This is a genomic window from Falsirhodobacter halotolerans, from assembly GCF_022899245.1.
Lineage (GTDB): Bacteria > Pseudomonadota > Alphaproteobacteria > Rhodobacterales > Rhodobacteraceae > Falsirhodobacter > Falsirhodobacter halotolerans.
Genome location: NZ_JALJAZ010000003.1, coordinates 147359 through 172752, shown reverse-complemented (window position 1 = coordinate 172752; position 25394 = coordinate 147359). Strand labels below are relative to the sequence as shown.

Here is a 25394-nt window from a genome sequence, read left to right as displayed (position 1 = left end):
TTCCGGCTCCGCGCGCCCTTTCGTTTCAACCCATCCTGCATTGTATGGAGACGGTACGTATGGCCAGCACATCTCATCTGAACATCATCAACCTTCAGGTCATGGCCGAGGATCAGATCGCCATCGACCAGGCGAACGGCACCTATGCGGAAAATCAGGCGTCGAACAGCAAATACTACCTGTGGCAGAGCGACTTCCAGACGATCCCGGTCGCGATGACGGGCAACCCGGAGCTTTATGCCGCGCGCCTGCGCGACGCCCTGCCCGAGGTGACGACGCTGCGGATGCCGTTCAACACCCACAGCTTCAACGCCGACGGCACCCTTCATCCGCAATACGAACGCTTCCTTGAAGCGGCGGTGAAAGAGGGGTTCACCCTGATCATGGTCCAGATGAACGGCGAGGCGCAGGAGCTGACCGCCAGCGGCCCGGATGCCGTGGGCCAGATGCGCGATGCCCTGACCGGAGAGGTCTATACCTCGATGGAGACGGCCTGGACCCAGATGCTCGACTGGATGGACGGGCATCCCGCGGTGCAGGACGCGGTCTATGGCTATGAGATCGTCAACGAACCCGCCGCCTACAACACCGCCACCCAGCTGTCGTCCAACCGCCCGCAGGCCCTGAACGAGTTCGTGGCCCTTTATGCCGAACACATGGTCCAGCTGGGGCAGATGATCGAGGAGCGGGCGGGCGATGCCAAGATCATGGTGGGCGGCTGGAACTATTCCGCGCAATTCCAGCAGCTGGCCGATATCTCCATGGGGTCGGGCAGCGCGCTTGATTACATCCGCGAGGGTCTGGGCGACAGCCTCGTGTGGTCCGCGCACCTCTATCCCGGATGGCTGGGCACGGGCGGCATGTCCGATCCCGATGACGTGCGCGCGCGTCTGGACGAGATTTATGGACCGATCCTGGCCGATGAGATGATCCTGACCGAGACCAACGCCCAGGGCAATCAGGCCTACAACCTGATCTCGGACCGGCCCGAGGTGCAGGGGTTCACCGGCGCCTATGACTGGTTTGCCGATCACGGCGTGGCGATAAGCTGGTTCACGGGCAGCCAGTATGGCGAATCCAACCTGTCCCGGATGGACCCGGACGGCACGCTGCGCTTCGTGCAGCAGGGCAGCTATGCCGCCGCGATGGACGCCTTTTCGCTTGGCGGGGAGGATGCGGCCCATGCGGGGGCCGAGAATGTCGATGTGCAACTGATCCGCGGCTTTCTGCGCAATCAGACGAACGACCCCGATTACAATCCCGGCAACCCGTTCGACATCGCGCAATATCTTGGTGTCGCCTTCGGCCATGGCGGCAACGACACGCTGACGGGCAGCGATCAGGCCAACAACTTCCTTTATGGCGGCACGGGCAATGACAGCGTCATGGGCAGCCGTTATGACGATTTCCTGTATGGGCAGGACGGCAACGACACGGTGCATGGCGGTGCCGGCGGTCACGATCACCTGTTCGGGGGCCGGGGCGATGACAGCATATTCGGCGGCGCGGGCATCAGCCAGATGTATGGCGGCGCGGGCGGCGACACCTTCGTCGCCCATCCGCACGGTCGGACGATTCTGGTCGATTTCGCCCCGTCCGAAGGCGATGCGCTGATCGTCAACCAACGGAACTTCGGGCCGGACGCGTTTCGCGCCAACGCTCAGGCGTTCGATTTCGACGGCACCGGCCCCCTCGATCTGCGCGTCACCCTTCCCGGCGGGGGCGAGATCGTGATCATCGGCATGGGCGAGCGGATCGACGAGGTGGTGGGCGCCCTTCTGCCCGCCGAAGGGAATGTCGAACCGGTCGATCCCATCTCGTCCGATCAGCTGTTGCAGGGCCGTCAGGGCCCCGACACGCTGGAAGGCGGGGACGGCAACGACACCATCTATGGCGACCCGGAAAACAGCTTCGGCGATGACAGCATCACCGGCGGGGCGGGCAACGATCTCATCTATGGCGTCGGCGGGAACGACTGGATCCACAGCGGTGTGGGGACCGACACCGTCTATGGCGGCAATGGCAACGACACCATCTATGGCGGCCTGCACAACGACGTCCTTTATGGCGACGGGGGCAATGACGAGATCTATGGCGAGAACGGCAACGATTCCATCTATGGCGGGGCGGGCAACGACCTTCTGAACGGGGGCGGCGGCAGCGATGTCATGGAGGGGGGCGATGGCAGCGACATGATGCTGGGTGAGGGCGGCAACGATCTGATGTACGGCGGCAACGGCAACGACACGATGTACGGGGGCAACCACAACGACACCCTTTATGGCGAAGGGTCGAACGACCTCATGTATGGCGATCGTGGCAATGACGTCCTTTATGGCGGTCTGGGTCAGGACACGCTTTACGGCGGCGCCGACGACGATCAGCTGTATGGCGAGGATTCGAGCGACCTCCTATACGGCGAGGCCGGGAACGACACGCTGAACGGCGGGGGCGGGACCGACACGCTTCATGGCGGCGACGGCAACGACGTGCTGGACGGTGGTCTGGCGAACGACCGTCTTTATGGCGAGGCGGGGAACGACATCCTGCTGGGCGGTGGCGGCAACGACTGGATCTCGGGCGGTTCCGGTCAGGATGTGGCCACGGGCGGCAGCGGGTCGGACACATTCGTGTTCGATTTCGGCGACGATCAGCTTACGGTCACCGACTTCTCCCTCCGCGAGAATGACATCCTGCATATCAACGCCCAGCTTGTGGGCGGGGATATGACCCTGGCCGCACTGCAGGACCGCATGACGGTCAACGGGTTGGGAACGACCATCACCTTCGACAACGGCGACCTGCTGTTCCTGCAGAATTTCCAAGGGACATTGACCGAAAACCACGTCGATTACTTCTGACGCGCAGAATATGCGACGATGCGTCGCGTGGGCGGGGAACCATTCACGCGACGCCACGTTGATAGTCACCAATTCGTGAGATCATCCATGCACATCCTGCACGTCGCCCTCGGCGGTTGCCTCAAGGCACCGCCCGTCGAATACGGCTTGTCCGAAGATACGGGCGGCCACATCGCCTATATCCTCGGGGCCGCGACGCGGCAGGCGCAGCGCGGCGCGCGGGTGGATATCGTGACCCGCGCGTTCGACACCTTCGGCCCCCATTACATGACGGCGCGTGAGGCGTTCGCCCCCAACGGCCACATCATCCGCCTGCGCACGCAGACCCCGACCTATCTGACCAAGGCCGCCCTGTGGGACGAGGTTCCCGCCCTGACCGCCGCCCTTCGCGACCATCTGCGCAAGGGGCCCCGGCCCGACGTGATCCACGCCCATTTCGCCGACGCGGCGGAGGTGGCCTTGGCCGTCGGACGCTCGTTCGACATTCCGGTGGTTTATACCCCCCACTCGCTGGCCTTGGACAAGGTCGGCGGCGGGGTGGAGCGTCGCCGCATCGAGGCGGAACGCCGGGCCATCCGCACCGCCGCAGCCATCATCGTGTCCAGCCGGGATGAGGTGGAGCGTCAGATCACCGCCTATGATCCCAACGCCATGGTCCGCGCCCGACGCATATCGCCCGGCGTGACGCTTCTGCCCGAGGGCGACGCAAAGGATGCGCGCGCGCTTCTGGCCGGTGGGCTGACGGATATGGACCGGCCCATGGTTCTGGCCATCGCGCGGCCGGTGGCCAAGAAGAACCTGATCGCCCTCGTGCGCGCCTTTGCCTGCGATGCGGCGCTGCGCGACCGGGCCAATCTGGTGATCCTTGCGGGCCAGCACGCCACCGCCGAACCCGCCGCGCGCCGGTTGGTGGAGGACTTGCGGCAGGCGGGCGCGGGGATGGAGGAGATCTTCGCGCTGCCCCCGGCCCACACGTCGCACCACGTGGCGGGGCTCTATCGTCTGGCCGCCGAAACCCGTGGCGTGTTCGTCAATCCCGCCCTGTTCGAACCGTTCGGCCTGACCCTGCTGGAGGCGGCGCAGGCAGGGTTGCCCGTGGTGGCCACGCGGCATGGCGGCCCGTCGGCCATTCTGCGCGATCTGGACCACGGCCACCTGATCGACCCGCAAGACCCCGCTGACATCGCCCGCGCCTGCCGCGCGCTGATCGGTGATGCCGCGGCTTGGGATCGCGCCTCGGCCAAGGCGCGTGCGGGGGTGGGGCGCTACGACTGGGACCGGTATGCGTTGGAAAGCCTGACGTTGTATCGCAGCCTGCGCACGGCGCGGCCCGCCCCCCTCCGTCGGATGATGGCCGAGGGCGCGGCATGACGCGGCCCATCGGCTATTTCGTCCACCATCAGGGACGGGGCCATGCGGAGCGGTGTGCGGCGGTGGTCAACGCCCTGCCCGCGACCCGCCCGGTGACGATTTTCTGCGCGCGCGACGACATGTTTCCCACCCTGCGCCCCGGCGCGACCGTTCACCGCATCCCGTCCCTGTTCGAACCGTCGGGGGCCGAGGTGGGAATGGACTGGATCCCCACCCCCCACACCCTGCACTGCGCCCCGGTCGGTTGGCCCGGCATTCGCATGGCGATGGGCCGCATGGCCGCCTGGTTCATGGAGGCCAACCCCGCCCTGATGATCAGCGACGTATCGGCCGAGGTGGCGCAGCTGGCCCGCATCTGCTCGGTCCCGCATGTGAAGGTGATCCAGCATGGCGACCGCAGCGATCCGGGGCATCGCGCGGCCTATGACGGAGCGGCGGGGCTTCTTGCGCCGTTCCATCCCGCACTGGACCAGCCGGCTTGGGCGGACCTTGCCGACCGGATGTTTCACGCGCCGGGGCTTGGCTGCCCCGCCACCCCCGCGCCCGACCGCGCGGCGGCCCGCACGCGCCTTGGCCTCGACCCCGCGCGCAAGGTGATTCTGGTGCTGTCGGGCAAGGGCGGCAACGGGTTCGCGCAGGCCCCCATCGGGGTCGGTGCCCGTGCGATGCCCGACACGCAATGGATCACCGCCGGCCATGTGGAGCGGGATTGGCACGCGACCGAGCCGTCGAACCTGCGCCATTTCGGGTGGGTCGACGGTGTTGCGGATCATGTCGCGGCGGCGGATGTCGTCGTCGCCTCCACCGGCAACACGACCTGCCAACAGATTCTGGCGGCGGGCATCCCATGGATCGCCGTGCCCGAGTGGCGGTATTTCGACGAACAGGTGTGGAAGGCCCGCGCGCTGGACGCGGCGGGTGCGGCGGTGCATCTGCCCCACCTGCCGTCGTCCGCCCACGCCTGGCACCGCGCGATGGCAGAGGTTGCCGCCCGTCACGATCCCGCTCGCCAACAGGCGCTGACCGGCGCCGATGCCGCCTCCCGTACGGCGGCGTGGCTGGAATCCCTGATCCAGCGTCTGTGGGCCGATGCCGCGCCCAATGTCATTCCCCTGTCCGCGTCCTGAGGTGACCATCATGCCCCCTTCCGTTTCCGTTCTGACCATTGCCAAAGGCCGTGATGCCCACCTGAAGAACATGATGCTGGGTCTGGCCCGCCAGACCGTTCCGCCGGTCGAATTGATCATCGCGCATATGCAGGACACACCCTATGCCGATCTGCCCGACATGCCATTCCCGGTGCGCCAGATCGCCGTCACGGGGGCGGAGCTGCCTTTGGCCCGCGCCCGGAATGTGGCGGCCGGCGCGGCGTCGGGGGCGATGCTGGTCTTTCTGGACGTGGATTGCATTCCCGGCCCCACGCTGATCGCCGATTACCTTTCGCCCGAGTTCGACGGGCTGACGATGGGCGAGGTGGCCTATCTGCCCGGCGGGGCCACCCCCGACGGATGGCGAACCGAGGATTTCGAACCGCTTGCCGTGCGCCATTCCGACCGTCAGGGCCCGCCTGCACACGGAATCGAGATCTGCGAGGATTATCGCTGCTTCTGGTCGCTGAACTTCGCCCTTCCCACCGCCCTGTTCGACCGCGTCGGCGGGTTTGACGAACGGTTCACCGGCTATGGCGGCGAGGATACGGATTTCGGCAAATCCCTGACCGCGCAAGGCGGGCGCATCGCATGGATTCCGGGGGCCAAGGTGTATCACCAGTATCACCCCCATCACATGCCCCCCGTCCATCATCTGCACAGCGTGGTTCGCAACGCCGAACTGTTCGCGCAGAAATGGGGCTATCGCACGATGGAGCATTGGCTTTACGCCTTCATGCTGATGGGGCTGATCGACAACGCCGGCCCGACCATCCGCATTCTGCGCGATCCCGACGCGGAAGATATCGCCTTCACCCGGCAGGAGGCGCACATGCCCTATGCCAACACGCGCCGGATCCTGAACCTGCTGAAGGAACGCCACGGGCTGACGATCGAGGCGGGGTCCGCCGATCCGGGGCAGAAGGCCCTGCTGCGCCCCGCCATCGCGGCGGAATGATGCGGATCGCGGTCCTTGCCCATGTGCGTCATCCGGTCAAACCCCCCTTCATGGGCGGGATGGAGGCGCATTCCTGGGCCTTGACCCAAGGGCTCATGGCGCGCGGCCACGATGTCACGTTGTTCGCCGCAGGCGACAGCGATCCGCAGTTCCGCATCCATCCGGTGCTGGAGCAGCATTACGACCTGCGCTATCCGTGGAACGATTACGTCGAAACCAAGGTGCTGCACGACCATCTGGACGGCGGGTTCGCCCGCGCCTGCGAGGGCCTTACGGCGGGCGGGTTCGACGTCGTTCACAACAACACGCTGCACCGTTATCCCCCGCGTCTGGCGCGGGCGCGGCGTATGCCGATGGTCACCTCGCTGCACATTCCGCCCTTCGACGCGATCCACCGCGCAGTGCGGGAAAGCGCGGCCCCGTGGTCGCTGTTCACCGTCACTTCGGCCCGCCAGTTGGATGGCTGGTGGCCGGAAGGTCCGCCACCGGCGGCGCATGTCGCCCATAACGGTATCGATATCGGGCTGTGGCCCTTTCAGGCCAAGGGGGACGGCACGGCGGTCTGGGCGGGTCGCATCGCCCGGAACAAGGGCCCGGACCGCGCGGTTGAGGCGGCGCTGCGCACCGGCATTCCGCTGACGCTGTTCGGTGTGATCGAGGATCGCGCGCTTTTCGACGCGACCATCGCGCCGCATCTGGGGGCGCAGATCCGCTATGGTGGGCATCTGGCGGGGTCGGATCTGGCGGCGGCGATCGGGGGCGCATCGGTCCTGATGTTCACACCGCTGTGGGACGAACCTTTTGGTCTGGTCGCGGTGGAGGCGATGTCATGCGGCCTGCCGGTCGCCGCCTTCGACATGGGTGCCGCGCGCGAGGTCATCGGCGAGGCGGGGCGCTTTGCCGATCCCGACGATGCGGCGGGCTTTGACCGTGCCCTTGTGCAGGCGATGGACATTCCCCGCACCCTTCCCCGCGCGCGGGTGGAGGCGCGGTTCACGCTGGATCGGATGATCGACCGGTATGAGGCGCTTTATGCGGCGGCCATCGCGGCGCGGGACGCCCCGGCCCCCTCGGTGCGGTTTCCCGAAATCGAATTGCCCGCCCATCTGGCCCCGGCGGCCCCCGTCATGTCCGTCTGACCTCTGCGCCGATCGGGTCGCCAAGGCGGTCCAGAATATCCGCGTCGATGCCGCGAATGTCCCGTCGCCCGCACAGGGCCATGGTGACATCCAGTTCGTGGCGCAGGATGTTCAAGGCCCGCGTCACGCCCGCCTTGCCCCCCGCCCCCAACCCCCACAGGAAGGGCCGCCCGACATACGTTCCCTTCGCCCCAAGGGCCAGCGCCTTCAGGATGTCCTGCCCCGACCGGATGCCGCCGTCCAGATGCACCTCGATCTGATCGCCCACCGCCCCCACCACCCCCGGCAGGGCCGAGATGGAGGAGCGGGCCCCGTCCAGCTGCCGCCCGCCATGGTTCGACACGATGATCGCATCCGCGCCGCGCCCAAGCGCCATGCGCGCATCCTCCGGGTCCAGAATGCCCTTCAGGATCAGCTTGCCCGGCCACCGGTCGCGGATCCAGGTCACATCCTCCCATGACAGGCGCGGGTCGAACTGATCCGCCGTCCAGGACGCCAGCGACGACAGGTCCGAAACGTTCTTCACATGCCCCACGATGTTGCCGAAGCCGCGCCGCCGCGTCCGCATCATCCCGAGCGCCCAACGCGGCCGGGTTGCCACCTGCCACGCGTGTTTGGGCGTCCAGCGGGGCGGGGCGGACAGGCCGTTGCGCAGATCCTTGTGGCGTTGCCCCATGATCTGCAGATCAAGCGTCAGCACAAGGGTCGAACAGCCCGCCGCCGCCGCCCGCGCCATCAGGCTTTCCACGAACGCGCGGTCGCGCATGACATAAAGCTGGAACCAGAACGGGCGGGTGGTGACGGAAGCGACGTCCTCGATCGAGCAGATGGACATGGTGGAGAGGGTGAACGGCACGCCGAACGCCTCGGCGGCCTGCGCGGCCAACATCTCGCCATCGGGATGCTGCATTCCGGTCAGGCCGGTGGGGGCCAGCGCCACCGGCATCGCCACGGGTTCATCCACCATCAGGCTGGCAAGGTTGCGGTCGGTCATGTCCACCAGAACCCGTTGGCGCAGGCCGATGCGGGCGAAATCCGCCTGGTTCGCGCGATAAGTGCTTTCGGTCCACGCGCCGGAATGGGCGTAATCGAAGAACATCTTCGGCACGCGCCGCCGCGCCATGTGCATCAGATCGTCGATGGTCAACGCGTCGGTGATCGTCATGCCGGGCCCTTGTTTTCACATCTGTGCTGCAAGCTTAGGGCGGGTGGCGGCGCGGGGGAAGCTGTTCTTCCACCCCATCCCCACGGGCGGCACGCGGATGTGAAGGGCCGGGGCATGGTCGGTATCCGGCCCCCATGCCATGCTGTTTCCACCCTGCCCGAAGGACCGTGCCATGCGCCATATCGTTTCCAGCCTTGCCATCTGCGCCCTGTCGGCGTTGCCCGCCGCCGCGCAGTTCGCGACCTTGCCGTCCCCCTCCTCGCCCATGGTCTTTTCCCCCGCGCAATGTGGGGCGCTGCAGGAAATCCAGGGCGCCGTGGCCACCCGTTCCGCGGCAGAGATCGAGCGGATCGGCGCGGCGATGGAGGCCAACCAGAACGCCGACCCGGCCGATGTCGCGCGCATCTCCGGCCTGTCGCTGCCCACGGTCACCACGATCGGCAGGCTGAGCCAGCAGGAGGGGATGGTCTTCTCGCTCACCTTCGGGTCCATGCTGCGCCATTATCATCCCGACCTGCTGACGAAGGTGCTGCGCGAACGGGGCCCGCTGGGGCAGGTGCCCGACGTGACGAACAATCCCTTCGGCATGGCGCTGCTGGACGGCCTGATGACCAGCGCGCAAGAGGCGTATCTGTCGCAATGCGGCTGACGGGCCCTCGTCCACGCCGCCCCTGCGGGCTATAGGGGGGACGGCGGCACTGGTCCCGCCCGGTGATGACGAAGGTATGGCCCATGTGGTGGATTCCGGTGACCCTGATCGCGGCGGCCGCGCAAACGGGGCGCAACGCCGCCCAACGGGGCCTGACCGCGCAGATCGGAACGATGGGCGCCACGGCGGTGCGATTCGTGTTCGGCCTGCCCTTTGCGCTGGCCGCTTTGGCCTTGTGGGCGATCTGGCACCCGATCCCCATGCCGGGGTCGGAGGCGATGGGCTGGTTCCTCATGGGAAGCGTGGCGCAGATCGCGGCCACGGCGTTGATGCTGGTCACGATGCAAAGCCGCAGTTTCGGCGTCACCACCGCCCTTTTGAAGACCGAGCCGGTGACCGTGGCCCTGATCGGGGCCGTCCTGCTGGGCGACCGCCTGTCGGGGCCGATGCTGCTGGCCATCGCCACCGCCACGGCGGGGGTGATGCTGATGTCGGGGCTGCACTGGCGCGGCGGGGCGTGGCGGGCGGCGGTGCTGGGCGTCGTGTCGGGCGGGTTGTTCGGGCTGACAGCCATCGGTGTGCGCGGCGGGGTGCTGGCTTTGCCCTTCGGGTCGGAGGTGACGCGCGCGGTCACGGCGCTGGTGATCACCCAGACGCTTCAGACGGTGATCATCCTTTTGTGGCTGGCATTGCGTGACCGGACGGCGTTGCGCGGAATGATGCGGCTGTGGCGTTCGTCCCTCGGGGCGGGGTTTCTGGGGGCCTTTGCGTCGTTGTTCTGGTTCACGGGCTTTGCCATGACCTCGGCGGCCAATGTCCGCACGCTGGGATTGGTGGAGGTGGTGATGGCGCAGATCGTCTCGGGCCGTGTGTTGCGTGAAGGCGTCACGCGGCGGCAGATCGCGGGGATGGCGCTGGTGCTTGGCGGCGTAGCGGCGCTGATTGCCGTCGCGGTCTGACGGGGGCGTCACCCCCCGCGCGCATCGGTTCCCATCAGACAGGCGCGCAGGATCGCGACATTGGCCGCCATCTCCTCGGGCGTCATGGTGCAAAAGCCAAGGATCATGCCCTGACGGGCCGACCCGTGGTGAAAATATCCCGACAGCGCGGGAATGCGCAGCCCGCGCATCTGTGCCGCCGCGCAGGGCGCGCCATCGTCCAATCCGTCGCGCATCCGCGTGGGAAGGGCCAAACCCACCGGCCCTGGCGCGGGGATGAGCCAGTTGGAAAGATCGCGTTGCACAAGATGCAGCAGATGCGCCTTTCGCGCGGCATAAAGGCGCCGCATCCGCGCGACATGGCGGGCGAAATGTCCCTGCGCGATGAAATCGTGAAGCGCGCCCTGCATCGGCAGGCTGGCCGAATGTCCGGCCACGCACAGCGCATCCACCGCCGCCGCCGCGAAGACCGGGGGCACGACCGCATATCCGATCTGAAGGCCGGGAAACATCGTTCGGGAAAAACTGCCGACATGAAAACTGCGCGCGCCGCCGTCGATCGCCTGAATCGCGGGGAGGGTGGTCAGGGACGGTTGAAAGTCGGTGTCGAAGTCGTCCTCGACAATCCAGGCATCGTGGCGGCGCGCGTAATCGACCAGCCGGTGCCGTTGATCGGCGGGCATGACGCGGCAGAACGGTTGATGACAGGCGGGCGTGACATGGATCGCCTGCGGCGCAGGCTGGGGTGGGGCGTCAAGATCCCAGCCGGCGTCGGGGCAGACGGGTAGCGGCACCGACACGGCCCCCGCCGCGATCGCCGCCGCCCGTGCCGCGGGATCCGCCGGTTCCTCCATCCACAGCCGGTCGCCGGGGCGCAGGATCAGCCGGAACACCAGGTCGCGCGCCGCTTGCCCGCCATGGGTTACGATGACCTGGTCCGGCCGGCAGTGCACGCCCCGGCTGGTGCGCAAGGCCTCGGCGATCAGGGCGCGCAGCGCGGGCAGGCCGGCGGGGTGGTCCTGGGTCATATCCTCGCGGCAGCTTGCCGGAATGCGACGGGATACCAGCCGCTGCCACTGCACGAAGGGAAAGGGGCGCGGGTCGGGGACGAAGGGCTGAAAGCTTGGGCGGGCAAGGGGGGTGCGGGCACTGCGCGGCCCGCGCAGAAGCTGCCCCGCGCGATCCAGTGACGTGGCGGGCGGGGCCACCGGGGGCAGCGCGGCTGGCGCAGGGGCGGGGGGCGGCACCGGCCGGGTCACACGGGCGGGCGCCCCCTGCCGCGTGACGATGTAACGGTCGCTGACCAACCGCTCATAGGCCCAGGACACCGTGTTGCGCGACACGCCAAGCGACAAGGCCAGCGCGCGGGTGGAGGGCAGGTCCGCCCCATGGGGCAGGCCGCCCGCCCGGATCGCCCCGGCCATCGCATCGAACACCTGCTGATGCAGCGGCGCGCGCGACCGCCGGTCCAGCGCCAGCCCGAATGTCGTCATCTCGAGGGGCATCGCACTGGTCCTTTCACTTTCGCGCTCACTGGCACTTTACAGACCGCCTGCCCGATTTTTAGCGTGACGGGACGATGACACCCCCGCCGGATGCGCCGATCCCCGCCCCAAGGCCGAAGCCTGAGGCAGATGGATCAAGGAACGTGCAGATGGCGAACCGACGCCCCCGATCTTCCCCTTCCCCATGATTCCAGGAGAGACGACATGACATACCGCTTCCTCGCGCTTGGCGCGGCGGCACTGGCGCTTGGCCTCGGTTCGGCCCAGGCCCGCGACCTGACGGTCGTGGGATGGGGCGGATCGGGGCAGGCGGCGCAGGCCGAGGTGCTGTTCGGCCCGTTCACGGAGGCCGAAGGCCTCCCCTTGCAACAGGAAAGCTGGGGCGGCGGGTATGGCATCCTGAAGGCCAAGGTGGACACCGGCGACATCAACTGGGACGTGGTGCAGGTGGAGGCGGACGAGCTGGAACTGGGCTGCAACGACGGCATCTATGAACCGCTGGATTGGGCGGCCATCGGCACGCAGGACCAGTACACCGACGGCACGGCGTCGGAATGCGGGTCGGGCACGCTGACCTGGGCTTTCTCGCTCGCATGGGACGGGGACAAGCTGCAGGGCACGCCCACCACCTGGGCGGACATGTGGGATATGGACACCTTCCCCGGCAAGCGAGGCTTGCGCAAAGGGGCCAAGGGGTCGCTGGAAATCGCGCTTCTGGCCGATGGAGTGGCCCCCGATCAGGTCTATGACGTGCTTGGAACGCCCGAGGGCGTGGACCGCGCCTTTGCCAAGCTGGACGAGATCAAGTCCGACATCGTGTGGTGGGAATCCGGGGCACAGGTGCTGCAGCTTCTGGGCGCGGGCGAGGTGGCGATGACCTCCGCCTATGACGGCCGCCTGCGCATGGCCGCGATCCAGGAAAACCGCAACTTCCAGCTCAGCTTCGATCAGGCGCTCTATGCCACCGACAGCTGGGTCATCCTGAAGGGCACCCCCATGAAGGAAGAGGCGATGGATCTGGTGGCCTTCATGAGCCAGCCCGAGAATTTGTCGAAGATGCCCGCCCTTCTGCCCTACGGCATTCCCAACACCGCCGCGATGGACATGATCCCGCCCGAGGCCGCGCAGATGCTGCTGACCGCGCCGCAGAACCAGCAATCGGCCATCCCGATCGACACCTGGTTCTGGGTGGACAACATCGAGGCGCTGAGCGCGCGCTTCAACGCCTGGCTGTCGCAGTCCTGATCCATGGCCCGCGCCCCCTTCATCCGCTGCGACGCGGTGGGCAAGGCCTTCGGCCCCACCCGCGTGATCGACAACCTGTCTCTCGACATCTTCAAGGGGGAATTCGTCAGCCTGCTTGGCCCTTCGGGGTCGGGCAAGACGACGCTGCTGACCCTGATCGCGGGGTTTGAGCGGCCCACCGAGGGGGGGATCTGGCTGGACGGATACCGGATCGACGATCTGGCCCCGCATCGGCGCGACATGGGGGTGGTGTTTCAGAACTATGCCCTGTTTCCGCATATGACGGTGGCCGAGAATGTGGGTTTTCCCCTGCGTATGCGGCGGGTGTCCAAGGCCGACGCGCAGGCCCGCGTCCTTCGCGCGCTGGAGATGGTGGAGCTGTCGCATCTGGCCGCCCGCCATCCGGGGCAATTGTCCGGAGGGCAGCAGCAGCGCGTGGCCCTGGCCCGCGCGCTGGTGTTCGAGCCGCGTGTCGTGCTGATGGACGAACCCCTTGGCGCGCTGGACAAACGGCTGCGCGAACAGATGCAACTGGACATCCGCGACCTGCATCGTCGCTTGGGGCTGACCATCGTCTTCGTGACGCATGACCAGTCCGAGGCGCTGACCATGTCCGACCGGATCGCGGTGTTCAACAACGGGCGGATCGAACAGATCGACACGCCCGACACCGTCTATGACCGCCCCACCACGCGGTTCGTGGCCGAGTTCATCGGCGAGACGAACCTGCTGCCGGGGCAGGTGACGGAAGGCGGGGCCGCGGGATCGACCGTGCGCCTGTCGGGGGGGACGCTGGTGCGCGTGGCCCAACCGCTTGAACCGGGGCGGGCGGTGTCCGTCTGTCTGCGACCCGAGCGGTTGGGGATCGGCGCGCAAGGGGCGAATGCGCTGACCTGCCGCGTGACCGACCGCGTCTATATGGGCGATCATCTGCGCGTGGCACTGGACGGTCCGATGGGGCCGATCGTCGCTCGCCTGCCGCGCAGCGCGGACGGGGTGCGGACCGGGGGCACGCTGACCGCCAGTTTCGCGCCCGACGATTGCTGGGTGCTGGCGGCATGATGCGGCGGGTGCGGGCCTTCGCCCTTGTTCTGCCGCTTCTGGCCTTCCTTGGGGTGTTCTTCCTCTGGCCGCTTGCCAGCATCTTCAGCACCGCCGTGTCGGATACCGAAGTGTCGCGCGCTTTTCCGGCCCTTGGCGCGGTGATGGACGATTGGGACGGCGGCGCGCCCACCCCGGCGATGAACGACGCGCTGGTGGCCGATCTGCGCGCCACGTCGCAGACCGACATGGGCAATGCGGTGCGGCGGCTGAACAGCCAGACCTCGGGCTTCCGGTCGCTGATGGGCCGCACGCAGCAGGCGGTGCGCGGCGACGGCCCCGTGACCTTGGCCGAGGTGGACGACCGCTGGGCCGATCCCGCCTATTGGCAGACCATCCGTTCGGCCCTGCCGCCCCTGACGGGCCGTTTTCTTCTGAACGCCGTGGACCGTGGCCGGGGCGAGGGGGGCGGGATCGAACGCCTGCCGCCGGACCAGTCCGTCCATATCCAGATTTTCCTGCGCACCGTGGGGATGTCCGCGCTTGTGACGGGGATCTGCGCGCTGGTGGGCTTGCCCTTCGCCATGCTCATGGCGCAGGCAACGGGGGCGCTGCGGCATGTCCTGATGTCCTCCGTCCTGTTGCCGATGTGGACCTCGATCCTGGTGCGCTGCACGGCGTGGTTCATCGTGCTGCAGAATGACGGGGTGGCCTCGCAGCTGGTGCGGATGATCGCGGGCGCGCAGGCGGCGGTCCCGCTTTTGTTCACGCGCACGGGCGTGATCGTCGCGATGACGCATGTGATGCTGCCCTTCATGATCCTGTCGATCTATGCCGTGCTGATCGCGATCCCGAAGAACCTGATGCCGGCGGCGGCGTCGATGGGGGCGGGGCCGTTGGCGGCGTTCCGGCTGATTCTTCTGCCGTTGGTCATGCCGGGGATCGTGTCGGGGGGGCTCTTGGTGTTCATGACCTCGCTTGGGTTCTACATCCTGCCGGCCCTGCTGGGCGGCGGGAACGATCAGTTGATCAGCGCCTTCGTCGCGCAATACGCGATCCAGCAGGCGAACTGGCCGCTGGCCAGCGCGCTTGGCGTGGTGCTTCTGGTTCTGACGGTGGTGATTTTCGGCCTGTATCAGCGGCTGACGTTGCGCGGGGCAAGGGGGTAGGATGGGGGTCGTCAAATTCCTTTGGGGGGCGGCTTGCGTCCTGTTTCTGATGGGCCCGCTGATCGTCGTCATGCCCATCGCCTTCACGGCGGGCGGCTTCATGATCTATCCGATCGAGGAATGGTCGCTGCGCTGGTTCCGGGTGCTGTTCGGCGATCCGGCCTGGCGGTTGTCGATCTGGAACAGTCTGGTCGTGGGGCTGGCCTCCTCTGCCTTGGCGACGATTTTGGGCACCTTGGCGGGGTTGGGTCTGCGCGGACGGGCGGGGCTGCCGGTCGCCTTGGCGCGGACGGCGTTCCTGCTGCCGATGGCGGTGCCCGCCGTGGTGCTGGGGGTGGGGATGCAGCTTGTCTATGCCCGCATGGGGCTCAGCAGCACCTATACGGGGCTGATCGTCGGACATGCGGTCCTGTCCGTGCCGTTCGTCATCCTGTCGGTCACGGCGGCTTTGGCGGGGGTGGACCGCAGCGTGGAACGGGCGGCCGCCAGCCTTGGCGCCGCGCCGCCCCATGTCCTGTGGCTGGTGACGCTGCCGATGGCCCTGCCGGGGATCGTGACGGGTTTCGTCTTCGCCTTCGCCAATTCGCTGGACGAGGTGGTGCTGACCATCTTTCTGGCCGGCCCGAACCAGAGGACGCTGGCGCGGCAGATGTTCCTGCAGTTGCGTGACAACCTGACCCCTGCCATCGCGGCGGCGGCCGTCACCTTCATCATCGCCACGATCTGCATCGGCATCGCGGGATTGTGGTTGCAGAACAGACGCAAACGGATGGGCGTCGCCTAGTGCCCATGGGCGCTTGGCATTCCGCCCGCGCCACGATACCCAAGATGGCGGGCGCATCGCGGGCGCCGCCATCCCCCAATGTCGAAAGCCGTCATGACCCCCGAAACCTCGCAACGCAGTCTGGCCTTCGGGGGCTATCTGGCCGTGATGACGATGTTGGCGACCATCGTCTATCAGTATTCGCACAGCGGCGCGGCGCTCCTGGTGGCCTCGGTCCTGTCGTTCTGCGTCGTCGTGGTCCTTGCGGTGGCCGACCGGACCTCGCCGCGCATCTTCGTTCTGGTGGGGGCGGGACTGGTCCTTTGGGCGGTGCTGACGCGCGCGGATTGGGGGGCGGGGTTCCTGACCGCGTTGGAGCGCAGCAGCTTCGTCATCGCCCTGTTCACGGCGCTGACCGCGATCCGCACGGTGGCCATCCGATCGCCCGCGATCCTGTCCTGCGGGCAGTTTCTGGCGGATCAGCGGCCGGGCCTGCGGTATATCGCGCTGACGCTTGGGGGGCAGCTTTTCGGGTTGATCCTTCTTTATGGCTCGATCGGCCTTCTGGGGTCGCTGGCGGCGGAGGCGTCGCGGAACGATCCCGATGCGGAACTGCGCCGCGTCCGCCTGCGCCGGATGATGGTCGCGATCAGTCGCGGGTTTGCCTCCACGCTGTGCTGGTCGCCGCTGGGGTTTTCCATCGCGGTGACGATGTCGCTGGTTCCGGGGGCGAACTGGAATGCGGCGGTGCTGTTCTGTCTGGTCAGCAGCGTGGTCATGGTCGGCGTGGGCTGGGCGATGGACACGATCTTCAAGCCGAAGTTGACACGCCCCGCCCCCCGGCGCACCTTTCCCTCCGGGGGCTGGGTGACGCGTCTCCTGCCGCTTTACCGTCTGCTGGGGATCATCGTGGGGGGCGTGGCCGGCCTTCATGTGATCACCGGGGTGGATGTGGTGGGGGCGGTCATGTCCTTCGTGCCGCTTGTGGCCATCGTCTGGATCTGGTGGCAGGCGGACCCCGCGCATCCCCGCGCAGGCCAAGTGCGCGCCCGCATCGCCGCCTTCGTGACGCGGGAGCTTCCATCCTATGGCGGGCAGATCCTGCTGTTGTTCATGGCGTCGTTCATCGGCAATATCGGGGCGTTCCTTATGGTGCCGATCATCCCGCAACTGGGTCTGGATCTGGGGGCCATTCCCCCTTGGGCGATCCTGCTGGGCATGTTGTGGATCATCCCGCTGACGGGGCAGGTGGGGATGAACCCGATCCTGGCCGTGTCGCTTCTGGTGCCGATCCTTCCCGCGCCCGAAGCGATGGGCATTTCCCCCATCGCCCTTGTGGTGGCGATCACCGGCGGTTGGGCCTTGAGCGGGGTGACCTCGCCCTTCACCGCGTCGGTCATGATCGTGGCGTCCCTGGCCGGGGTGCGCAGCCGCGAGGTGGGGCTGCGCTGGAACGGGGCCTATGTTCTGGTCGTCGGCAGCGTGATCTCGGTCTGGGCGTTGCTGCTGGCGTGGTGGCTTTAGGGGGCGAGCCCGAGGGCCGTCAGAAACGCCGCATCGCAGGCCGGCCGGTCCGAACCGCGCGGCATCGCGCAGACCAGCCGGCGGGCATAGGCGGCGTCGCCCGGAACCGGATGCGCCCGCCCCACGCCGTGCCAACGGGGCACCAGCGCCGCGCCGATGCCCCGCGCCACCAGATCGGAAATCGCCTCCAGCCCGTCCAGGGTACAGAACCGCCGCGCGCGAATGCCGTGATCGCGAAGATAGCGGTCGGCCAGTTGGCCGCCCCAGGTGGTGGGATCGTATTCGATCAGGGGCAGGTCGCGGAACACGGCGGCAAGGTCGGTCGTCGGATGGTCCGGGGGCAAAAGCAGGCACAGGCCTTCGTGTTTCAACGTGTGCAGGGCGATCTGGTCCGGCACGTCGAACGGCGGGGCCACGATCAACGCCGCGTCCAGCCGCCCGGCCAGAAGCGCGTCATAAAGCCGGGCCGAACTGCCCGGTTCGATCTGCAGGGTGATCGCGGGGGCGTTGTCGCGCAGCGCGCGCAGGGCATCCGGGACCAGGCCGGTCAAGAGGGTGGAGATCGCGCCCACCCGCAACGTGCCCTCCAGCGCGTCGGGGGCGGCGGCCTGCCGCAGGGCGCGGCATTCGGCCACGATCGACCGCATCCGGGGCAGCAGGTCCAGACACAGGCGCGTGGGGGTGATGGTGTTGGCCCGGCGGATCAGCAGGGGGGCGCGCATCTCCGCCTCCAGCACCTGCAATCTTTGGCTGACGGCGGCGGGGGTCAGCGCCTGCCGCCGCGCGGCGGCCACGATCGACCCCAGATCGACCACCGCGATCAGGCTTTCCAGAAAACGCGCATCCACAAGAAATTCCGACGCTCAGCAACGGTTAATCCCGCTTTTTCCGTTTCTAATCCCGCCCTATGCCTGATGCAACCATACAAAAGGGAACGCCCATGCAATCGCTGTTTCATCTTGCCATCCACGTGAACGACCTTGAGGAGACGCGCGTGTTCTACCGCGATGTCCTGGGATGCGAAGAGGGGCGGTCGACCGACACCTGGGTCGATTTCGACTTCTTCGGCCACCAGTTGTCGTTCCACCTCGGCACACCCTTTACCACCACCCGCACGGGCAAGGTGGGCGACCATATGGTGATGATGCCGCATATGGGTGTGGTGCTGCGGTTGGACGATTGGCTGGCATTGTCGGAGCGGCTGACGTCCAAGGGGGTCGATTTCGACATTCCCCCCGTCATCCGCTTTGAAGGGGAGCCGGGCGAACAGCGCACGATGTTCTTCTTCGATCCGTCGGGCAACCCGATCGAGGTGAAGGGCTTTGCCGATTTCGACGGTCTTTTCGCGCGCTGACCGGCGCGGGGGTCAGGTCAGCACCTTGGCCAGTTCCGCCTGTATCGCCCGCATCGGGGCCAGATAGCGGGCGACGAGCGTGTCCGCATCCGTCGCGGACAAGCCGATATTCATGGCCGCCACCACGCGGCCATGCCCATTCGTCAGCGGCACGGCAATGGAGCACAGGCCCCTTTCCACCTCCTGATCGATCAGGGCGTATCCCTGATCCCGCGCCTCGGCCACCCGGCGCAGCACGGCGTCGGGATCGGTCAGCGTGTGGGGGGTGCGCGCGGGCATGGGGCCAAGACGGGCGCGGACCTCCGCCTCGGGCAATGTGGCCAGAAGAATGCGGCCCATGGAGGTGCAATAGGCGGGCAGACGCGATCCGGGCATCAGCGCGATGGACATCACCTTTCGCTGCGCGGCCCGGGCGACATAGACGATTTCCCCCCGGTCGAGGATCGACACGGAGGAACTTTCCCCCACCAGATCCGACAGGCGGTCCAACCACGGCTGCACCAGCCCGGGCAGAGGCATGGTCGCAAGGCAGGCCGTGCCAAGGCGCAGGACATGCGGGGTCAGTGTGAAAAACTTCCCATCATAGGCGGCATATCCAAGATCGGCCAATGTCAGCAGGCAACGCCGGGCGGTGGCGCGGTCCAGCCCGGTGCGTTCCGCCGCCTGGGTGATCGTCAGGCGGGGGGTGTCGGCGGAAAACGCCTCGATCACGGCAAGGCCTTTCGACAAGCCGCCCATCATGTCGCGCTTTTCCATTATGTCCTCCTTGCCGCGTCGGAACTCGACGCCTTGTGTGCGAATAACGAACAAAGTTTGTATGTCGCACAAAATGGTTGAGGTTGGAAGGCACCGGTTCTAGCTTCCCCGATGCAAGGCAGGAGGGTGCGATGGACAAGACGGTGGGGTCGGTGCAGCAGGCCGTATCGGGAATTTCCGACGGGGCGGTGGTGATGATCGGCGGCTTCGGCGGTTCCGGCGCGCCGATCGAATTGATGCATGCGCTGGTTGATCGGTTTCAAGAGACGGGGCATCCCGCGAACCTGACGCTTGTGAACAACAACGCGGGCAACGGGCGCATCGGCATTGCCGCGATGATCGACGCGGGCATGGTGGCGAAGATGATCTGCTCGTTTCCCCGGTCGTCGGACCCCCGCGCCTTCACCGAGGCGTATCTGGAGGGGCGCGTGGCGCTGGACCTGGTGCCCCAAGGGACACTGGCCGAACGTATCCGGGCGGGCGGTGCGGGGATTCCGGCCTTCTATACCCCCACCTCGTTTGGGACCGAACTGGCCGAAGGCAAGCCCGTGGCCGAATTCGACGGCCGTCCCTATGTGCAGGAACGCTGGCTGAAGGCCGATGTCGCGCTGGTCAAGGGACATGTCGGCGACACGATGGGCAACCTGACCTATCGTCTGGCCGCGCGCAATTTCAGCCCGCTGATGTGCATGGCCGCGACCGTGACCATCGCCCAGGTGTCCGATCTGGTGCAACCGGGCGGGATCGACCCCGAACGGGTGGTCACCCCCGGCATTTTCGTCGACCACGTGGTCGAGGTGCGTAATCCGCAGCAGGAAGAAATCTTGATCCGTGAGGGGGCGATCCACTGATGCGGCTGAACAATGCACAGATGGCGTGGCGCGCGGCGCAGGACATTGCCGACGGGTCCTATGTGAACCTTGGCATCGGCGCGCCGGAAATGGTCGCGCGGTATCAGGTGGCGGGGCGCACCGTCATCTACCACACGGAAAACGGTCTTCTGAATTTCGGAGAGGCCCCGCCCGAGGGGCAGGAGGATTGGGATCTCATCAACGCGGGCAAGCGTGCGGTCACGCTGAAGCCGGGGGCGTCGTTCTTTCACCACGCCGACAGCTTTGCGATGGTGCGGGGCGGACATCTGGATGTGGCGATCCTGGGCGCCTATCAAGTGGCGCAGAACGGCGATCTTGCGAATTGGCGCGTGGGGTCGAAGGGCGTTCCGGCGGTGGGCGGGGCGATGGACCTGGTGCATGGCGCGAAACAGGTCTGCGTCATCACCGACCATGTGACCAAGGACGGCGGCCCCAAGCTGGTGGAGGCCTGCACCTTCCCCCTGACCGGGGCGGGGTCTGTCACACGCCTTTACACAAGCCTTGCCGTGATCGACATCGCGGGCGGGCGGTTCATCCTGCGCGAAAAGCTGGCAGGCATGTCCCTTGACGATCTGCAATCCCTGACCGGTGCGCCCCTGCATATCGAGGGCGACGTGGCCGATTTGACCGTGCCGGAGCTTTGAGATGACCGAGGTCTATATCTGCGATTACATCCGCACCCCCATCGGTCGGTTCACGGGGGCGCTGTCGTCGGTCCGGGCCGACGATCTGGGGGCGGTGCCGCTGCGCGCGCTGATGGCGCGGAACACGGGCGTCGATTGGGAGGCGGTGGACGACGTGATCTTCGGCTGCGCCAATCAGGCGGGAGAGGACAACCGCAACGTCGCGCGCATGTCCCTGCTTCTGGCCGGATTGCCGGTCGGCGTGACGGGCACCACGATCAACCGGCTGTGCGGATCGGGAATGGACGCGGTCCTGACCGCCGCCCGTGCCATCGCGGCGGGCGAGGCCGATCTGATGATCGCGGGCGGGGTGGAAAGCATGTCGCGCGCACCTTTCGTGATGCCGAAGGCGGAAACCGCCTTTTCCCGCACCGCCGAGATCCACGACACCACCATCGGCTGGCGGTTCGTGAACCCCGCGATGGCCGCCGCCCATGGCGTGGACTCCATGCCGCAGACGGGCCAGAACGTGGCCGACGATTTCGGCATCAGCCGCGAGGCGCAGGACGCGATGGCGCTGGCCAGCCAGACGAAGGCCGCCGCCGCGCGCGATCGGTTGGCCCGCGAGATCACGCCGGTCACGATCCCGCAGCGCAAGGGCGACCCGCTGGTCGTGGACCGGGACGAACATCCCCGCGCCACCACAGCGGAAGCTTTGGCCAGCTTGCGTCCGCTGTTTGCCGGCGGGTCGGTCACGGCGGGCAATGCCAGCGGTGTGAATGACGGCGCAGCGGCGCTGATCCTTGCCAGTACCGAGGCGGCCGCCCGGCACGGCCTGACCCCCATCGCCCGCGTTCTGGGCGGGGCGACCGCCGGTGTGCCGCCGCGCATCATGGGGATCGGGCCCGCGCCCGCGTCGCAAAAGCTGTTGGCGCGTCTGGGTCTGACGCCCGCCGATCTGGCAGTGATCGAGTTGAACGAGGCTTTTGCGGCCCAAGGCCTTGCGACGCTGCGCGATCTGGGGATCGCCGACGACGACCCGCGCGTCAATCCGAACGGTGGGGCCATCGCGCTTGGTCATCCCTTGGGCATGTCGGGCGCGCGCATCACCGGCACGGCGGCGCTGGAGCTGACATCTGGGCAGACGTCGCTGTCGGCCATGTGCATCGGTGTGGGGCAGGGCATCGCCATCGCGTTGGAGGGGGTGTGACCGACGGCGGCCATCTCGGCCTGACACCTGGGAACCGTTGCCTCGGGCGGCCGTCAGGGCCGTGATGCCGGGGCGGATGTCAGGGCAAGTTCGGATAGGCAGGTGCGCAAAAGGGCGATGAAGCGGTGCATCAGGCCGGTATGCGGCACCCCGCGGCGGGTCAGCAGAACGGCCCGCACCTCGCAGGACGGAAGGAACGGGCGTTCGATCAGCCCCCCGTCGCGGATATGGGCGGAGTAGGGGTCGACCACCGTCACGCCCATCCGCTTTGCCGCAAGAACCGTGGCCGTCTCGCAATAGCGGACCTCCACCCTTGGGGTATAAGGCGTTCCGGTCTGGGCGAACGCCCCCCGCACCAGTTGGCCAAGTTGGGATTCGGCATCAAGGCCGATCATGGGGCGATCGGCAATGTCGGCTGGTGTGACATGGGGGTGCTGGGCCAGCGGATCGTCCTTGGCCACCAGCGCCACCATATGCGCGCGATGCAGAACGTCGAGGTTCACCGTGTCGAACCGCCCCTGGGTCAGGGCAAGGCCGATATCGGCCGTGCCCGTCTGGACGGCATCCACCACCTCCTCCAGCCGTCGCACGTCGAAGGCCACGGAGATCTGCGGCCCCTCGCGCACCAGCCGTTCCAACGCGTCGGGGGCGACCGAATGGCCAAGCGGCGGGGTGGAGACGATGCGCAGCCGACCGGCAAGGCCCATCTTCATGTCATGCGCCCGCGCGGAAATCCCGCGCATCAGGCCGAAGATCGGCCGGATCTCCTGATAAAGCTCCCGCGCCTCGGCCGTGGGGATGAGGCGTCGGCCCGACCGCTCGAACAGGCGAAGGCCCAACTGCCCCTCCAACTGGCGCAGGGCGGCGGAAACCGCGGGCTGGGAGATGCGCAGGACGTCTGCCGTCTCCACCGTCGTTTCGCAGCGGATCATGGTCGCGAAGATTTCCAGCATCCGCAACGACATGTCGGGCAGCCCGGTGTGCCGCCCCGATCTCATGCGATCACGGCGCCAAGGGCGATGACGGCGGCGGCCTGCACGGGATCGATGACGGGCACGCCCAACTCCGCCTCGATCCGGCGACGGCGGGGTGCGAATCCGGCGCATCCCAGCACGATGGCGCCCGCGCCCTGCCGGACAAGGCCGCGCCCGGCCTCCAGCGTTTCGGTCAGAACCTTATCGCACGTCCCGGCGTCCAGGGCGGAGACACCGGACAGCCCGACCTCGCCCGCCATCCGGTCCAGGACGCCCATCTGCCGGATCCGCAGCAGGTGCCGGGCGACCGAACGTTCCGACAATGCGATGATCCCGAAGCGGTCCGCGCGGGCCATCGCGGTCAGAATCCCGGCCTCTTGGATCCCAAGAACCGGTTGCGGAACGAGGCTGCGAAGAAGCTCCAGCCCCGGATCGGAGAAGCAGGCGATGATGAAGGCGGATGCGTCGGGCCGACCGCGGGCGATCTCCGCCAAGGCGAGGCCCGACCGTGCCACATCCTCGGACGTGGCGATGGTGGCGGGGCTGGTGGGAATGTCGATGCATTCGAAGGCCGGTCCGCCGGGCAGGGCGTAGGGCGCGAGCGCCGCCACAAGACCCTGCGTGACGCCGGTGGAGGAGTTGGGGTTGATGACTAGGATCGGGCCTTGTGGGGTCATGGGGCGATCCTTGCGCCGAAATTCTGCGATGGGTCCAGTTCCTTGGCCAGATATCCCGCCTTGCCGGTCAGATCGACCGTCGCGCGCGGGACGAACCGTCCTTGCCCTTCACTCGCCCGCAACGTGCCGTGCTCCACGATGGTCTGCCCGCGGTTCAGCACGACCTCTGGCACGCCGGTCAGGGACATGCCTTCAAACGGCGTGAAGTCCATGTTGTCGTGCTGATCGGCCAGCGTGACCCTGCGTGTCACCTCCGGGTTCCAGATCGCGATGTCGGCGTCCATGCCCGGGGCGATGGACCCCTTGCGGGTCATCCCGAAGGTTTTGGCCGCATTGGTCGCGGACAGGGCCACGAATTGCTGCAAGGTGATCCGTCCCTTCACGACGCCTTCGGAGAAAAGATAGGGCAGCCGCGCCGCGATGCCCGGCATCCCGTTCGCGATCTTGGGATAGGGCGCGTCCATGCCGGCGGTGAATTTGCCCGTTGCGTCGAAGCGATAGGGGGCGTGGTCGGAGCTGACACTTTCGAACGTGCCCGACTGGATATGCCGCCACAGCGCATCCTGCGTGGCCGCATCGCGCACCGGGGGCGAGCACATGAACTTCGCGCCCTCCATGCCGGGGCGGTCCAGATCGTCGCGGGTCAGCGCCAGATATTGCGGGCAGGTTTCGGCGAAGAGTTTGGTCCCCGCCAGCTTCTCGCGCTGCACGATGGCCGCGCCGCCGGCGGTGGAGACATGGACGATGAACAGCGGCGCATCGACCAGCTTGGCGAGGGAAACGGCGCGGTTGATCGCCTCCTCCTCGGCCATTTCGGGGCGGCTGATGGCGTGGTATTTCGGCGCGGTCAGGCCTTGGGCGGCCAGACGGCGGTTCATCCATTTCACCATGTCGTTGTTTTCGGCATGGACCATGGTGATCGCGCCATGTTGCTTGGCGACCGTCAGGATGTCCAGCATCCCGCCATCGCCCAGGTTCATCAGATCATAGGTCATGAAGACCTTGAAGCTGGTGATCCCCCGCTTGAACGCGCGGGGCAGTTCGTCGGTCAGCACCTTCTCCGTCGGGTCGGAGATGATGAGATGATAGGAATAGTCGATGACCGAGCGTTTCGCCCGTTCGTCATAGGTCGCCAGCACGTCATCGACCGACTGCCCGCGATGCTGGCCCGCAAAGGGGATGAAGGACGAATTCCCGCCGAACGCCGCGGACACCGATCCTGAATAATAGTCGTCCGCCGTCATCACCCCGGAGGAGCTTTCCTGCGCGATATGGGCATGTGCCTCGATCCCGCCGGGCAGGACCAGCCGCCCGCCCGCGTCGATCCGGCGTTCCCCGCCGCTCAGGGATTCGGCCACGGCGGCGATGCGCCCGTCCTTGATGCCGATATCGCCGCGAAAGCTGTCGGTCGCGGTGACGACGGTGCCGGAATGGATGACGGTGTCGAACATT

At 67.1% G+C, this 25394-nt stretch carries 24 protein-coding genes; 16 read left to right on the top strand and 8 right to left on the bottom strand.

The genetic code is table 11. The features are described 5' to 3' along the window. The first annotated feature begins 59 nt into the window (after positions 1-59). From MU449_RS15510 to MU449_RS15490, 5 genes are all read left to right on the top strand, one after another. Positions 60-2861: a calcium-binding protein gene (locus MU449_RS15510; protein WP_244739615.1), complete on the top strand. Its 2802-nt coding sequence runs from the start codon at positions 60-62 to the stop codon at positions 2859-2861. An 87-nt stretch (positions 2862-2948) separates the two neighbouring features. Then, positions 2949-4232, top strand: coding sequence for a glycosyltransferase (locus MU449_RS15505; RefSeq protein ID WP_244739613.1), 1284 nt, complete (start codon positions 2949-2951; stop codon positions 4230-4232). Then, complete coding sequence (locus MU449_RS15500; RefSeq protein ID WP_244739611.1) at positions 4229-5359, top strand: glycosyltransferase; 1131 nt, start codon at positions 4229-4231, stop codon at positions 5357-5359. Before MU449_RS15505 ends, MU449_RS15500 begins: the two co-directional genes overlap by 4 nt. Before the next feature lie 10 nt (positions 5360-5369). Further along, complete coding sequence (locus tag MU449_RS15495) at positions 5370-6338, top strand: glycosyltransferase family 2 protein (RefSeq protein WP_244739609.1); 969 nt, start codon at positions 5370-5372, stop codon at positions 6336-6338. Next, a complete protein-coding gene (locus tag MU449_RS15490) occupies positions 6335-7477 on the top strand; it encodes a glycosyltransferase (RefSeq protein WP_244739607.1) in 1143 nt (380 codons plus the stop codon). Before MU449_RS15495 ends, MU449_RS15490 begins: the two co-directional genes overlap by 4 nt. Here the strand turns inward: MU449_RS15490 and MU449_RS15485 are convergent. After that, a complete protein-coding gene (locus MU449_RS15485; protein ID WP_244739605.1) occupies positions 7464-8642 on the bottom strand; it encodes an alpha-hydroxy acid oxidase in 1179 nt (392 codons plus the stop codon). The two genes, MU449_RS15490 and MU449_RS15485, sit on opposite strands and share 14 nt — an antisense overlap. Positions 8643-8657: 15 nt before the next feature. Next, positions 8658-8816, bottom strand: a complete 159-nt coding sequence (locus MU449_RS15480; RefSeq protein WP_244739604.1) for a hypothetical protein — start codon at positions 8814-8816, stop codon at positions 8658-8660. Here MU449_RS15480 and MU449_RS15475 point away from each other — a divergent pair. Then, the gene (locus MU449_RS15475) at positions 8815-9291 is read left to right on the top strand and encodes a hypothetical protein (protein WP_244739603.1); all 477 of its coding nucleotides are present in this window, start codon (positions 8815-8817) and stop codon (positions 9289-9291) included. The genes MU449_RS15480 and MU449_RS15475 overlap by 2 nt on opposite strands. 83 nt (positions 9292-9374) lie before the next feature. After that, positions 9375-10250, top strand: a complete 876-nt coding sequence (locus tag MU449_RS15470; protein ID WP_244739602.1) for a DMT family transporter — start codon at positions 9375-9377, stop codon at positions 10248-10250. A gap of 8 nt (positions 10251-10258) precedes the next feature. Here the strand turns inward: MU449_RS15470 and MU449_RS15465 are convergent, their stop codons facing one another. Then, positions 10259-11734: an aminotransferase-like domain-containing protein gene (locus tag MU449_RS15465; RefSeq protein ID WP_244739601.1), complete on the bottom strand. Its 1476-nt coding sequence runs from the start codon at positions 11732-11734 to the stop codon at positions 10259-10261. A gap of 204 nt (positions 11735-11938) precedes the next feature. Between MU449_RS15465 and MU449_RS15460 the strand changes: the two genes are divergently transcribed. From MU449_RS15460 to MU449_RS15440, 5 genes are all read left to right on the top strand, one after another. Further along, entirely contained in the window at positions 11939-12979 is a 1041-nt protein-coding gene (locus tag MU449_RS15460; protein WP_244739600.1) for a polyamine ABC transporter substrate-binding protein, read from the top strand. Between the two features lie 3 nt (positions 12980-12982). Further along, complete coding sequence (locus MU449_RS15455) at positions 12983-14041, top strand: ABC transporter ATP-binding protein (RefSeq protein WP_244739599.1); 1059 nt, start codon at positions 12983-12985, stop codon at positions 14039-14041. Further along, positions 14038-15189 (top strand): ABC transporter permease, encoded by a 1152-nt coding sequence (locus tag MU449_RS15450; RefSeq protein WP_244739598.1) that lies wholly within the window; start codon positions 14038-14040, stop codon positions 15187-15189. Before MU449_RS15455 ends, MU449_RS15450 begins: the two co-directional genes overlap by 4 nt. A 1-nt stretch (position 15190) precedes the next feature. Then, positions 15191-15973 (top strand): ABC transporter permease, encoded by a 783-nt coding sequence (locus MU449_RS15445; protein ID WP_244739597.1) that lies wholly within the window; start codon positions 15191-15193, stop codon positions 15971-15973. 93 nt (positions 15974-16066) lie between these two features. Continuing rightward, positions 16067-17476, top strand: coding sequence for a hypothetical protein (locus MU449_RS15440; RefSeq protein ID WP_244739595.1), 1410 nt, complete (start codon positions 16067-16069; stop codon positions 17474-17476). Here MU449_RS15440 and MU449_RS15435 read toward each other — a convergent pair. Next, complete coding sequence (locus MU449_RS15435) at positions 17473-18324, bottom strand: LysR family transcriptional regulator (RefSeq protein ID WP_244739593.1); 852 nt, start codon at positions 18322-18324, stop codon at positions 17473-17475. The genes MU449_RS15440 and MU449_RS15435 overlap by 4 nt on opposite strands. A gap of 92 nt (positions 18325-18416) precedes the next feature. On the opposite strand from MU449_RS15435, the gene MU449_RS15430 reads away from it, so the two are divergent. Continuing rightward, positions 18417-18830 (top strand): VOC family protein, encoded by a 414-nt coding sequence (locus MU449_RS15430; RefSeq protein WP_244739592.1) that lies wholly within the window; start codon positions 18417-18419, stop codon positions 18828-18830. 12 nt (positions 18831-18842) lie between these two features. Here MU449_RS15430 and MU449_RS15425 read toward each other — a convergent pair whose 3' ends face one another. Beyond that, complete coding sequence (locus MU449_RS15425; RefSeq protein WP_244739590.1) at positions 18843-19586, bottom strand: IclR family transcriptional regulator domain-containing protein; 744 nt, start codon at positions 19584-19586, stop codon at positions 18843-18845. A 131-nt stretch (positions 19587-19717) separates the two neighbouring features. On the opposite strand from MU449_RS15425, the gene MU449_RS15420 reads away from it, so the two are divergent. From MU449_RS15420 to pcaF, 3 genes are read left to right on the top strand one after another with little or no spacing between them, the layout of a single operon-like run. Further along, positions 19718-20437, top strand: coding sequence for a 3-oxoacid CoA-transferase subunit A (locus tag MU449_RS15420; protein ID WP_244739589.1), 720 nt, complete (start codon positions 19718-19720; stop codon positions 20435-20437). Continuing rightward, on the top strand, positions 20437-21102 hold the full coding sequence (locus MU449_RS15415; RefSeq protein WP_244739588.1) for a 3-oxoacid CoA-transferase subunit B: 666 nt from the start codon (positions 20437-20439) through the stop codon (positions 21100-21102). Before MU449_RS15420 ends, MU449_RS15415 begins: the two co-directional genes overlap by 1 nt. 1 nt (position 21103) lies before the next feature. Then, the gene (gene pcaF / locus MU449_RS15410) at positions 21104-22291 is read left to right on the top strand and encodes a 3-oxoadipyl-CoA thiolase (RefSeq protein ID WP_244739586.1); all 1188 of its coding nucleotides are present in this window, start codon (positions 21104-21106) and stop codon (positions 22289-22291) included. A 53-nt stretch (positions 22292-22344) separates the two neighbouring features. Here the strand turns inward: pcaF and MU449_RS15405 are convergent, their stop codons facing one another. The 3 genes from MU449_RS15405 to hydA are packed head-to-tail and all read right to left on the bottom strand — an operon-like array spanning position 22345 to position 25393. Next, positions 22345-23289, bottom strand: coding sequence for a LysR family transcriptional regulator (locus tag MU449_RS15405; RefSeq protein WP_244739585.1), 945 nt, complete (start codon positions 23287-23289; stop codon positions 22345-22347). Further along, positions 23286-23942: an aspartate/glutamate racemase family protein gene (locus MU449_RS15400; RefSeq protein WP_244739584.1), complete on the bottom strand. Its 657-nt coding sequence runs from the start codon at positions 23940-23942 to the stop codon at positions 23286-23288. Before MU449_RS15400 ends, MU449_RS15405 begins: the two co-directional genes overlap by 4 nt. Continuing rightward, positions 23939-25393: a dihydropyrimidinase gene (gene hydA / locus MU449_RS15395; protein WP_244739583.1), complete on the bottom strand. Its 1455-nt coding sequence runs from the start codon at positions 25391-25393 to the stop codon at positions 23939-23941. The genes MU449_RS15400 and hydA overlap by 4 nt, the downstream gene beginning before the upstream one ends. Position 25394: the final 1 nt, after the last annotated feature.

What these genes read in the sequence shown, in the direction of transcription:
- MU449_RS15510 (WP_244739615.1), top strand. Translation starts at nt 60, where the DNA reads ATGGCCAGCACATCTCATCTGAACATCATCAACCTTCAGGTCATGGCC.
- MU449_RS15505 (WP_244739613.1), top strand. Translation starts at nt 2,949, where the DNA reads ATGCACATCCTGCACGTCGCCCTCGGCGGTTGCCTCAAGGCACCGCCC.
- MU449_RS15500 (WP_244739611.1), top strand. Translation starts at nt 4,229, where the DNA reads ATGACGCGGCCCATCGGCTATTTCGTCCACCATCAGGGACGGGGCCAT.
- MU449_RS15495 (WP_244739609.1), top strand. Translation starts at nt 5,370, where the DNA reads ATGCCCCCTTCCGTTTCCGTTCTGACCATTGCCAAAGGCCGTGATGCC.
- MU449_RS15490 (WP_244739607.1), top strand. Translation starts at nt 6,335, where the DNA reads ATGATGCGGATCGCGGTCCTTGCCCATGTGCGTCATCCGGTCAAACCC.
- MU449_RS15485 (WP_244739605.1), bottom strand. Translation starts at nt 8,642, where the DNA reads ATGACGATCACCGACGCGTTGACCATCGACGATCTGATGCACATGGCG.
- MU449_RS15475 (WP_244739603.1), top strand. Translation starts at nt 8,815, where the DNA reads ATGCGCCATATCGTTTCCAGCCTTGCCATCTGCGCCCTGTCGGCGTTG.
- MU449_RS15480 (WP_244739604.1), bottom strand. Translation starts at nt 8,816, where the DNA reads ATGGCACGGTCCTTCGGGCAGGGTGGAAACAGCATGGCATGGGGGCCG.
- MU449_RS15470 (WP_244739602.1), top strand. Translation starts at nt 9,375, where the DNA reads ATGTGGTGGATTCCGGTGACCCTGATCGCGGCGGCCGCGCAAACGGGG.
- MU449_RS15465 (WP_244739601.1), bottom strand. Translation starts at nt 11,734, where the DNA reads ATGCCCCTCGAGATGACGACATTCGGGCTGGCGCTGGACCGGCGGTCG.
- MU449_RS15460 (WP_244739600.1), top strand. Translation starts at nt 11,939, where the DNA reads ATGACATACCGCTTCCTCGCGCTTGGCGCGGCGGCACTGGCGCTTGGC.
- MU449_RS15455 (WP_244739599.1), top strand. Translation starts at nt 12,983, where the DNA reads ATGGCCCGCGCCCCCTTCATCCGCTGCGACGCGGTGGGCAAGGCCTTC.
- MU449_RS15450 (WP_244739598.1), top strand. Translation starts at nt 14,038, where the DNA reads ATGATGCGGCGGGTGCGGGCCTTCGCCCTTGTTCTGCCGCTTCTGGCC.
- MU449_RS15445 (WP_244739597.1), top strand. Translation starts at nt 15,191, where the DNA reads ATGGGGGTCGTCAAATTCCTTTGGGGGGCGGCTTGCGTCCTGTTTCTG.
- MU449_RS15440 (WP_244739595.1), top strand. Translation starts at nt 16,067, where the DNA reads ATGACCCCCGAAACCTCGCAACGCAGTCTGGCCTTCGGGGGCTATCTG.
- MU449_RS15430 (WP_244739592.1), top strand. Translation starts at nt 18,417, where the DNA reads ATGCAATCGCTGTTTCATCTTGCCATCCACGTGAACGACCTTGAGGAG.
- MU449_RS15425 (WP_244739590.1), bottom strand. Translation starts at nt 19,586, where the DNA reads ATGGAAAAGCGCGACATGATGGGCGGCTTGTCGAAAGGCCTTGCCGTG.
- MU449_RS15420 (WP_244739589.1), top strand. Translation starts at nt 19,718, where the DNA reads ATGGACAAGACGGTGGGGTCGGTGCAGCAGGCCGTATCGGGAATTTCC.
- MU449_RS15415 (WP_244739588.1), top strand. Translation starts at nt 20,437, where the DNA reads ATGCGGCTGAACAATGCACAGATGGCGTGGCGCGCGGCGCAGGACATT.
- pcaF (WP_244739586.1), top strand. Translation starts at nt 21,104, where the DNA reads ATGACCGAGGTCTATATCTGCGATTACATCCGCACCCCCATCGGTCGG.
- MU449_RS15405 (WP_244739585.1), bottom strand. Translation starts at nt 23,289, where the DNA reads ATGAGATCGGGGCGGCACACCGGGCTGCCCGACATGTCGTTGCGGATG.
- MU449_RS15400 (WP_244739584.1), bottom strand. Translation starts at nt 23,942, where the DNA reads ATGACCCCACAAGGCCCGATCCTAGTCATCAACCCCAACTCCTCCACC.
- hydA (WP_244739583.1), bottom strand. Translation starts at nt 25,393, where the DNA reads ATGTTCGACACCGTCATCCATTCCGGCACCGTCGTCACCGCGACCGAC.